7 protein-coding genes and 2 pseudogenes are annotated in these 9,947 nt (G+C 48.3%); 5 read left to right on the top strand and 4 right to left on the bottom strand.

Features of this window, described 5'->3' with window-relative positions; translation table 11 throughout:
• Window positions 1-294, top strand: a pseudogene (locus Q502_RS10200) (transposase); the annotation flags it as partial.
• 19 nt (window positions 295-313) lie between these two features.
• Here Q502_RS10200 and Q502_RS15110 read toward each other — a convergent pair.
• The 3 genes and pseudogenes from Q502_RS15110 to Q502_RS10180 form a co-directional block, all read right to left on the bottom strand.
• A pseudogene (locus Q502_RS15110) lies at window positions 314-831 on the bottom strand (transposase).
• A gap of 536 nt (window positions 832-1,367) precedes the next feature.
• Window positions 1,368-2,531: an iron-containing alcohol dehydrogenase gene (locus tag Q502_RS10185; protein WP_099829838.1), complete on the bottom strand. Its 1,164-nt coding sequence runs from the start codon at window positions 2,529-2,531 to the stop codon at window positions 1,368-1,370.
• Window positions 2,532-2,535: 4 nt separating this feature from the next.
• Window positions 2,536-3,093, bottom strand: a complete 558-nt coding sequence (locus Q502_RS10180) for a CoA pyrophosphatase (RefSeq protein ID WP_099829837.1) — start codon at window positions 3,091-3,093, stop codon at window positions 2,536-2,538.
• Between the two features lie 62 nt (window positions 3,094-3,155).
• Between Q502_RS10180 and Q502_RS10175 the strand changes: the two genes are divergently transcribed.
• The 4 genes from Q502_RS10175 (at window position 3,156) to Q502_RS10160 (ending at window position 8,246) form a co-directional block, all read left to right on the top strand.
• Window positions 3,156-3,467: a co-chaperone YbbN gene (locus Q502_RS10175; protein ID WP_099829836.1), complete on the top strand. Its 312-nt coding sequence runs from the start codon at window positions 3,156-3,158 to the stop codon at window positions 3,465-3,467.
• A 734-nt stretch (window positions 3,468-4,201) separates the two neighbouring features.
• Complete coding sequence (locus Q502_RS10170; protein ID WP_099829835.1) at window positions 4,202-6,358, top strand: aspartate kinase; 2,157 nt, start codon at window positions 4,202-4,204, stop codon at window positions 6,356-6,358.
• Window positions 6,355-7,401, top strand: coding sequence for a threonine synthase (thrC, locus tag Q502_RS10165; protein ID WP_099829834.1), 1,047 nt, complete (start codon window positions 6,355-6,357; stop codon window positions 7,399-7,401). The genes Q502_RS10170 and thrC overlap by 4 nt, the downstream gene beginning before the upstream one ends.
• Entirely contained in the window at window positions 7,398-8,246 is an 849-nt protein-coding gene (locus Q502_RS10160; RefSeq protein ID WP_099829833.1) for a homoserine kinase, read from the top strand. Before thrC ends, Q502_RS10160 begins: the two co-directional genes overlap by 4 nt.
• Before the next feature lie 26 nt (window positions 8,247-8,272).
• Here the strand turns inward: Q502_RS10160 and Q502_RS10155 are convergent, their stop codons facing one another.
• Entirely contained in the window at window positions 8,273-9,700 is a 1,428-nt protein-coding gene (locus Q502_RS10155) for an asparagine synthase-related protein (protein WP_099829832.1), read from the bottom strand.
• Window positions 9,701-9,947 lie beyond the last annotated feature (247 nt).

Here is a 9,947-nt window from a genome sequence, read left to right as displayed (position 1 = left end):
TCTTTTGATGACTTGAAGAATCAGCTGGACATGAAACGCCTGCGCATTCACAGTGCTGCTTCTATGGATGGCAGACTCTTTATTCAGTTTATTGCCTTGATCCTTATGAGTGCTTTGAGAAAGAAAATGCGTGATACAAAACTCATTGAGAAATACACCGTCCGAGAACTCCTTCTCGAGATGGAAACATTAACTCAGGTACGATATTCAGGCAAGTACGGTCATATCCTTACTGAGATTACCAAACCACAACGCGAAATACTCCAGAGTCTGAAGATTCAACCAAACTCATAGGTATAATTTGTCCGGGAAATTAGGTGTCTATGTGCCATCGCAAGGGGTTATTCTCAATGTACTCACGAATTCGATTCAGTTCTTTCTCCCCACGGATGACATGTTCATAGTAATTTCGTTGCCAAAGAGATTTCCCGGGCGTACCGCGCAGTTCGTTTACTCTAGCCGTTGCAGCTGCTTTGAACCCCGAGACGAAAGAACCAATTGTCTTTGCTTTCATAACGCTTTCATGTGCTTTCAAACAGCCGCTTACAATCTCCCTTTCGCCTCTTTGTATAGCTACAATTCCGTGCAGGTGATTAGGCATTATCACGAAGGTGTCTAGTTTGATTTCCTTTCTGATTTCTGCAGATCTTAATCACTCTCAACAACGATCGTGCCAATGCTACTCAAGATCACTCTTCCGTCAACCATGGCTCCCAACAAACACTGCCTCCGATATGTACATATCGTCAAGAAATAAGCTCCGGTCTGAGAATAATCGTACTCCTTCAGTCTAATTGACCGCCTTTTCATAAGTCTTTCATCATGTTCCAAAATGCAAACCTCCAGGTTCTTCTTGTTCTCAAGGGTGAACAGCCGTTCGCCCCTACAAAAGAAACGACACATTAATCATATAATACCGCTGCGCGCTGGAAGAAACGCTGCCTTGGTTTCTGCTTTTAAAACTTGCATCATGAAACTTGAAACAGATGATCTTTCCGTTGCGGAGAACCAATAACGCTCGAAGGAGTCGCTTTTTCTCATCCTGGCGCAACAGCGCCAGCATCACTTCCCCGCGAAGCGGGCATTGCGACCTGGCGTGGTCTTCGCCAGCCTTGCGTCCCACCGAAGGTGGCATCACTTCCGCCGATGCTTCTCGGCGCATCACTTCCCCGGACGATTCTGCGGGCATCACTTCCTCGCGTTAGCGAGCCTCACTTCCTGCCGAAGGCAGCCTTGCGTCTTGTTCCGCTCTTTCCAAACCCAACCACGATCTTCCCTTTGACCAAGAACGAAGAACAGATCCTCGCTCTGGAACGAAAAACGAGATTTTTCTTGGCCGGGGGGGTAACACTCAACCGAGCATAAGTTCACTTCGCCAATTCGTAGATTTTCTTAACATCGTCCTTATGAAGTTGTACGAACTGTCCCAGAGGTCCGTCTTCAGTTGCCTTCTTGGCCATTTCTTCAAACTTGTCGTCGGGAATTCCGGCGTCTGTCAGGGTAACGGGAATACCGAGACTAGCAAAGAATTCCTTCAGCCTTCTAATTCCCTCAACAGCGGCCTTTTCAGGATTACGGAAGTCCGGTTCGACGTCCCAGACTCTGTACGCAAATTGGGCAAAGCGTTCCACATCGTGCTTATACACATAAGTCATCCACGGAGCCCACATAATCGCCAGGCCTCCGCCGTGAGCTATGTCGTATATCGCGCTGAGTTCATGTTCCATGCCGTGAGTAGCCCAGTCTCCGATTCTTCCCGTGCTGAGCAAGTCGTTATGAGCTATGGTTCCGGCCCACATTATCTCCGCTCTCGCATCGTAATTCTCAGGCTCTTCTAGAGCTATGGGAGTGTTCTTGATCATTGTTCTTAGAGTAGCTTCGCAGAGTCTGTCCGTGAAATCCACGTTCTTCACATTTGTGAAGTATCTTTCCATGACATGGGACATTATATCTACCGCACCTACCGCCGTCTGGTAAGCAGGCAGTGTGAAAGTCAGTTCGGGATTCATTATTGCGAATTTCGCTCTCATGTGAACACTGTTTGCTGCTCTCTTGTACCAGCCGTCTTCGTTTGTGATTACAGATCCGCCGCTCGATTCGCTTCCGGCTGCAGGAATTGTTAGCACAACACCGAGCGGGAGCATCTTTTCTACTTTCTTGCCGGTCGAGTAGAAGTCCCAGACATCTCCACCGTAAGGTACTCCAATTCCTATCGCCTTGGCCGAGTCGATAACACTTCCCCCGCCAACTGCGAGGATTGCATCGACGTTCTTTTTTCGGCAGAGTTCGATTCCATCTCTTACAAGAGACAACCTTGGATTGGGCATTACTCCTCCAAGCTCGAAGATCTCAACTTCGGCTTCTCTTAGACTTTTTACAACACGGTCGTACAAGCCGGTCTTCTTTATACTGCCTCCACCATAGTGAAGAAGAACTCTCTTGCCGAACCGGGAAATCTCGGTTCCAACATGTTGTTCGGTATCTTTTCCGAAGATTATCTTGGTCGCATTGTGAAACGTGAAGTCTAGCATTCAATCACTCCTCTCTTATATGTGTTTTGTAATTGACATCTATACACTCGGACATACCTTCTTCACAACTCTCAATTATCTCTAGTATTCTCTCAATAGCTACTTCGATTATTCTTGCCGTAGCTCCCCAGACTACGAAACCGGGGAAGCGGTATCTGATGGTCTTCTTTCCATTGGGCATAATAATTGTCTCCGGGGAGGTTAGCATAAGAGCCTTTAGCGAAAGAAAGATCACGTCCTCAACTTCTCCCCTGTCCAGTTTGAACTCAAGCTTATCTATGAATCCAACGAATGAGGTGATCACTTTTCCTGATGTGACTGTAGTATTTATGTTCAGCGGGTAGACTTCTTTAAGAGAAGACGGAGAGGCACCAATTTCCTCTCTCATTTCCCTTATTGCACACTCTAGAAGAGTTTCGTCATCTTCAATATGACCGCCAGGAAAGCTGATTTGCCCCGGATGGCTTATCCCTGTCGATCTTCGCGTAAGAAGCAGATAGTATTCTCCGCAGAGCTTCACGATTGGCACAAATACTGCCGTATCTTGATTCCTTTGTTGCAAGACTCCACCTCGCATATATTCTACTATTATTATCAATTATAATGCTTTTGGGAGGCGATGAAGTGAAGGAAGTAACCCTAACAGAATTGAGGGGAGTCGTCGGAAAGGTTCTTATTGACTTCTATAGTCCGGGCTGCGGAGTATGTGCTGCGATTGAAGCGAAACTTGATGAAGTTGAAGACACTTTTGTTTCCTGGAAATTCTACAAGATAAATACTGTTGAGAATCCTGCGGTTGCTTCAGAACACTCCGTCTTTACAGTCCCGACGATTGTGGTGCAGGTTGATGGTAGAGAGCAGAAGAGATGGAGCAGATACTTCTCTCTCGAAGAAGTTATCGACTATCTTCGTGAAATTGATGAGACAGAGAGTTAGCTTTTTCGGTTCACCGCCATCGGTTCTCCGTTCTCCGTTAAAGCCAAGAAGAAGATCGAAACCAAGATTCCGGATCCAAGTCTGAAATGACTGCCTTAGGTTATTCAGAAGACACCACATGTCGTCATTCTGACAAAGCTCCTAGTCAGAGTCTCGATCTTCACGTAAGCGCAGCAAACTCTGGCATAAAACATCAGACGCAAGGCTGCCTTCGGCAGGAGGCAAAAAAGGAGCCAGTCTGCTAACGCCAGTTCCGCTTTGCGGGCTAATAGCCACCAATCTGTGAACGCTGCTGAGTAGAACGTTGACCGCCAACAGTCTGCCGTCCTTCAAGAAGCCCGCTGTACGCTGATGAAAACCACGTTGGCTGTCAAAGGATTACCGTCCTCTGAAATCAACAACAATAGCTGGAATGCTCCTGTTAAGGGTCATCCCGATATGCAACTGATCGGGATCTCGAATGCAAGAGCCGCTTTTTGCTGCACGCCGAGCACTTCAAAGAAACGGCCTCAGTGAGTTGTTCTGAGTTGCTTCCCCGCGAAGCGGGCATTGCGTCCTGGCGCGATCTTCGCCAGCATTGCGACCTGGGATGTTCTCCCCAGCCTTGCGTCCGCTGTGCCTTTCGGCGCATTGCGTCTCATTCCACTCTTTCCAACCTGACCCGCTACCACGCGTTTACGGTGTATACTTTTGATTAATAGCGGCTTCATTGCTTCAGGAGGGGGTGCACCAAGTTGAGAATCGGAATTGCCGGACTCGGCACAGTAGGGTCCTGCGTATATGCTATTCTTTCTGAAAAGGGAGATGATATCGAGAAGAGATCGGGAAGGAGATGTACTGTCTCCAAGGTAATAACAAGGACTCGAAGCAAGTACGCCAAACTTGGAATCCCGTCCGACCTGATCGCAGAGGATTTCGAAGACCTGATTATCAACAGCGATATTGTAGTCGAGACTATTGGCGGGACTGAGGCCGCCAGAAAACTGGTTAGACAGTCTCTGGAACTCAACAGAACAGTGGTTACCGCGAACAAGATGCTTATCTCCGAATTCGGTAATGACTTCTCCGACAGTTCCCCTATTAAGAGTCTCTTCTTTGAAGCTGCCGTGGGTGGTGGCATTCCAATAATCTCGCTTCTTGAGGACTACCTGATATTCCACGGAATCAAACGCATACGCGGTATACTCAACGGGACAACGAATTTCATTCTATCTGAGATGCAGAAGGGAATTGGTTACCAAGAAGCTTTGAGGCTTGCTCAGGAAAGGGGTTATGCAGAAGCCGATCCATCAAGCGATGTGAAGGGCTTAGATGCTGCATACAAGCTATCGGTGCTCACGGGTATAAAGACTGGGATTTTCCCCGGAATAGCAACAATAGAGACGAAAGGAATTGAAGATATAGATAAACTAGACATAGAAAGGGCTGCAGACGAGGGAAGGAAGATCAAGCTCATAGGGACGATTGATTTCGAGAAGGAAAGAGCTTCTGTTAGACCTCAGGAACTAGAAAGAGATGATCCACTCTGGAGCGTAGATGGTGTTGAGAATGCCATAGAGGTTGAAACGGATCTGTCTGGAAAGTTTATTCTCAGGGGAGAGGGTGCAGGCGCACAACCAACTGCAACTGCGATTATCTCGGATATTCTAAGGGCATCGAGATACGCCGAGAAGCAGAGCAATTCAGTCGTGATAATGAAGTTTGGAGGAACGTCGGTCGACACGCCGGAGAAGATAAGGGATGTTGCAAAACGTGTTCAGAGAAAGGTTCAAAGCGGAGTCAAGCCCGTTCTGGTTGTTTCGGCCATGGGGGTCGAAACTGACACTCTCTATGAACTCGCCGGAGAGATCTCCAGTAAGCCAAACGGCAGAGAGATGGATATGCTTCTAGCTACCGGCGAGCAGAAGTCTATAGCACTTGTAGCGATGGCAATTCAGGAGCTGGGGATGAAGTCTATCTCACTTTCTGCCAATCAGGCTAGGATTCAGACTGACTCGAATTTCTCAAATGCAAGGATCGTCTCAATCGACGCGGATCTAGTAAGTCGCCACATTTCAAATGGATATGTTCCCGTTGTCGCAGGCTTTCAGGGATCGACATATACTGGCGAGATCACGACGTTAGGACGAGGGGGTTCGGATCTTACGGCCGTAGTGCTTGCGAAGGCTCTGGGATCACAACTGTGCGAAATCTACAAAGATGTGGATGGCGTATATTCTGCCGATCCGAGGATAGTCCGGAAGGCCAGACCGATCAAAGAAATCTCATGGGAAGAGATGATCGAGCTTTCCAAACAGGGAGCTCAGGTGCTTCAAAGCCGAGCGTCGGAATTCGCCAGGAAGTATGATATAAAGGTGCTCGTGAAAAACGCGCACACGAACGCCAGAGGCACGCTTATATGGAGGGGATCGAAAGTGGAGCAACCTATCGTAAGAGCAGTAACTTCTGATCAGGATATCGTAAAAGTGGTTCTGCAAGAAGTTCCTGACAGGCCGGGAATAGCTGCAAGAGTGCTCAAGACTCTTACCGAGCAGAATGTGAATATCGATATGATAATACAGAGTATGAGAAGCGGTGATTTCAACACAATGGCCTTTACCGTTCAGGCGAGCGACCTTGCAAAGCTCAAGCAGGATATTTTGAAATCGAGAAGCGAAGCCAGAGAAATAACCATAGAAAGAGCTATTGCAAAGATTTCCATAGTGGGCGTCAACCTGACTGCCACACCGGCCATAGCTGCGACTCTCTTCGAGACTCTTGCAAATGAAGGGATCAACATAGATATGATAAGCGCCAGCAACAGCAGAATCTCGGTCGTAATTGACAGCAAGAAGGTGCGTTTGGCTGTAAACGCTATTCACAGTGCCTTCAGTCTGGAGGAGATCGAATGAAAGGGTTAATAGCTAGCTACGAGAGATTTCTTCCCGTAACTCTTAGTACTCCGAGGATTACCCTCCTTGAAGGAAACACGCCTCTGATATATCTGGAGAACATCAGCAGGAAATTCGGACCGAAAGTTTACGTGAAGTATGAAGGGGCTAATCCCACAGGCTCTTTCAAAGATAGAGGGATGGTTCTGGCTATCGCCAAGGCGATTGAAGAGGGCTCAAAGGCCGTAATTTGTGCCTCTACCGGAAATACTTCGGCCTCCGCTGCCGCTTACTCTGCAAGGACCGGTTTGAAGTCGATAATCTTAATTCCAGAGGGAAAAATCGCTCTGGGCAAGCTTGCCCAGGCGATGATCTATGGCGCAAAGGTAATTCAGATAGATGGGAATTTCGATGACTGTCTTGAACTTGCGAAGAAGATTTCTGAAGAGTATCCGGTAACGCTTGTGAACAGTCTGAATCCTTACAGACTTGAGGGTCAGAAAACTGCCGCTTTCGAGATAATCGACGTTCTAGGAAGGGCTCCTGACTACCACTTCATACCGGTAGGGAACGCGGGCAATATTACTGCCTACTGGATGGGGTATCGGGAGTATCACGAGAGAGGTCTGTCAAACAGCCTGCCCAAGATGATGGGCTTTCAGGCCGAGGGAGCTGCCCCAATTGTATATGACAGGGTCTTCGAACACCCCGAGACTATTGCGACCGCCATCAGGATTGGTAACCCTGCAAGCTGGAAGAAGGCAGTCGCTGCAAGAGACGAGTCGGGAGGGGTAATAGAAGCCTTGACCGACGAAGAGATCTTGAACGCGCAGAAGCTGCTCGCGAACACCGAGGGTGTCTTCTGCGAGCCGGCCTCTGCAGCTTCTTTTGGCGGTTTCCTGAGAAAGGCCGAAGAGGGGTTGTTCCGGTCAAGTGATCTCGTTGTCTGTACTTTGACCGGGAACGGTCTCAAAGACCCCGATGCAGTCATCAAGTCTGTAGATATGCCCATAGTCATTCAGAACAGTCTGGAGGCAGTCCTTCATGAGGCAGGTCTGAAATGAGACTGAGGGCGCCGGCCACGACGGCAAATATGGGAAGCGGCTTTGACGTGGTGGGTATGGCTTTGAAGCTCCATAATACCGTTCAATTCGAGAAGGCGAATCGACTTAAGGTTCTATCTATAGGTAGATATGGAAGAGAAATCGAGGATGCGGAAGAGATTTTCAGAAGTTCTATAGCGAGATTTGAGAAGATTACCGGCAAGGTGGTACCGGGAATCCAGATAATTCAGGAGTGTGAGATACCTCCTGCCCGGGGACTCGGATCGAGTGCAGCGGCAATTGCCTCCGCATTGTTTATAGCGAATGTGATGACTGGAGGGAGTATTCCCGTAAGGAAGCTTCTCGAGATCGGGACCGAGATCGAAGGCCATCCTGATAACATCGTCCCATGTATGCTTGGAGGGCTCGTTGTCTCTTACTACGACGGAAAGAGATTCGACTACGAGAAGTTTGAAATGCCAGATCATAGACTGACTTTTCTGGTGCCAGAATTCAAGCTCTCCACAGATGTAATGCGAAAGGCGCTTCCCGAATCGATTCCCTTTGAAGACGCTGTGAGCAATATAAAAAGCGCTTCGCAATTTGTAGCCAAAATCTCAAAGGGCGATCTTGGTAGTGCTCTGAAATACTCACAGGATGAAATCCATCAGACTTACAGAATAAACAGCGATTCACGGATGAGGGAATTCGTCCTCAGCATAGAAGAGAGAAGGCCTTCTTTCTGGTTTGTCAGTGGTTCGGGCTCGGCAGTCTGCTGCGATCTGGAAGATGTAAACGGAATTCCATATCTGGAAGCAGTCATAAGAACCACCCCGGCAAACGAACCGTTTATCGTCGGTCTGTGAGTTATTGACTAGATAACGAGTTTAAATCAGCTTCGATAAACAGTCTCTATGGCGCCTTCACAAGGAAACAGGTCATCGAATATCCGGTAGTATAGAAGCTCTTCCTTTGATCTAATTCCGCTGTCTCGCCGTTCGTTCTCAAGCTCTGAGTCGGATATCATCTCCTCCGCATACTCTTTCATCAGATGCGATGAGCCCGAACCCACGCTGAACTTGCTCTTCTTCCGCCACACGACGCTCTCCGGCAGCTCGTTTTCGAACGCCTTTCTGAGAATCCACTTCTCTGTCTTCTCGGGTCCGTGGATCTTCCATTCAGCGGGTATGGAGAAGGCAAGGTTCAACACCGAAGGGTCCATAAAGGGTACATCGAATTCGATTCCGAATGCAAGACTCATTCTGTCGTTCCGCTGGAAGCCCGAGCGATAACCGTTTTTTGTAATCCTCATCGACTCTTTGTCTATAGACTCTGCAGTGGGCAGATCCTTCATGTACTCATAGCCGGCGAAGAGTTCGTCGGCCCCCTCTCCCATGAAGACGAAGGAACTGCCTTCATCGGCTGCCAGCTTCGAAACGAGGTAATTGGGAATAGCGCTTCTGACCAATGGAGGATCGAACGACTCGAGATGATAGATTACTTCGGGCAAGACTTCGAGCATCTCATCGAAATCATAGGTGTACTCTCTATGATCCGTGCCGAGATACTCGGAAACCTCCCTTGCGTATTCCGGGTCTTCCCCGTCGCCGCTTCCAACAGTAAATGTTCTCAAGGACCCGCTCAGCGAACTAGCAACGGCTGCGATACAACTGCTGTCCAAACCGCCGCTCAAGAAGACTACCGCGTCAGACTTAACTGCTGAGAGTCGCTTTTCAACGGCCTCTTCAAGAGAACTCCGCAGCAGTTCAGCTGCCTCTTCTTCGTTTCGAGCATCTGACTCATCTGTAAGCAGGTCTTCGAGTGAGGAGTACTTCTTGAACCCTTCGATGGAAGAGAAGTAGTAACCCGGCGGAAAGACCTTTACCTCACTACAGAAGGCGGTCAGAGCCTTGAGTTCGGAAGCACACGCGATCGACCCGTTTATGAAGCAGTAGTAAAGAGGCTTCAGTCCTAAAGGATCTCGGGCGATCAGAGTTTCTCCGGCTGTATGAATTGCGAAGGCAAAAGAGCCGTCCAGTCTATCTATGAATCGATTTCCATACTTCCTATGAAGACTCAGTATCTTCTCCGGCCAGGGCGCATCGGAGCAGTTTCTGAGAAAACCGTCGAAAACGACGTACTCACCATGCCCTTCAAAGACATTCATGTTATCCTCATAGGCATTGCTCAACACAGCGCCCATAACTACCTCTCCGCCTGCCGCGAGGACTCTTGGCTCGCTCCCCCTGTGTGCAAGGAAAGATAGCGAGTCTTCTATCATTTCTCTCTCGCCCCTATAGAATACAGCGATTCCGCTCATCAAAAATCCCTCCATTTTGTTCCATGCGAAGACTTACCTGAAGCTACTTCTGGGATCATTACTATTCTGACACATAATAATTATATCATGTGAGGAAATCTCCAAAATTCATTTCTGAAGCCAGGTCCGCGCATCGCGTTCCAACTAGCTCAGAAGGCTTCATTCACTTAGTTCACAAGGAGGATTTCTGTATAATGGGAGTGCAGACATTCCATTCGCTTTGGAGTATCTGTTCTTTGCAGGTTAT

Origin of the sequence: Mesotoga sp. Brook.08.YT.4.2.5.2. (assembly GCF_003351125.1) — a bacterium.
Classification (GTDB): Bacteria; Thermotogota; Thermotogae; order Petrotogales; family Kosmotogaceae; genus Mesotoga.
Note: the sequence above shows the minus strand (reverse complement) of the source record. Positions and strands in the feature narration are given on the sequence as shown.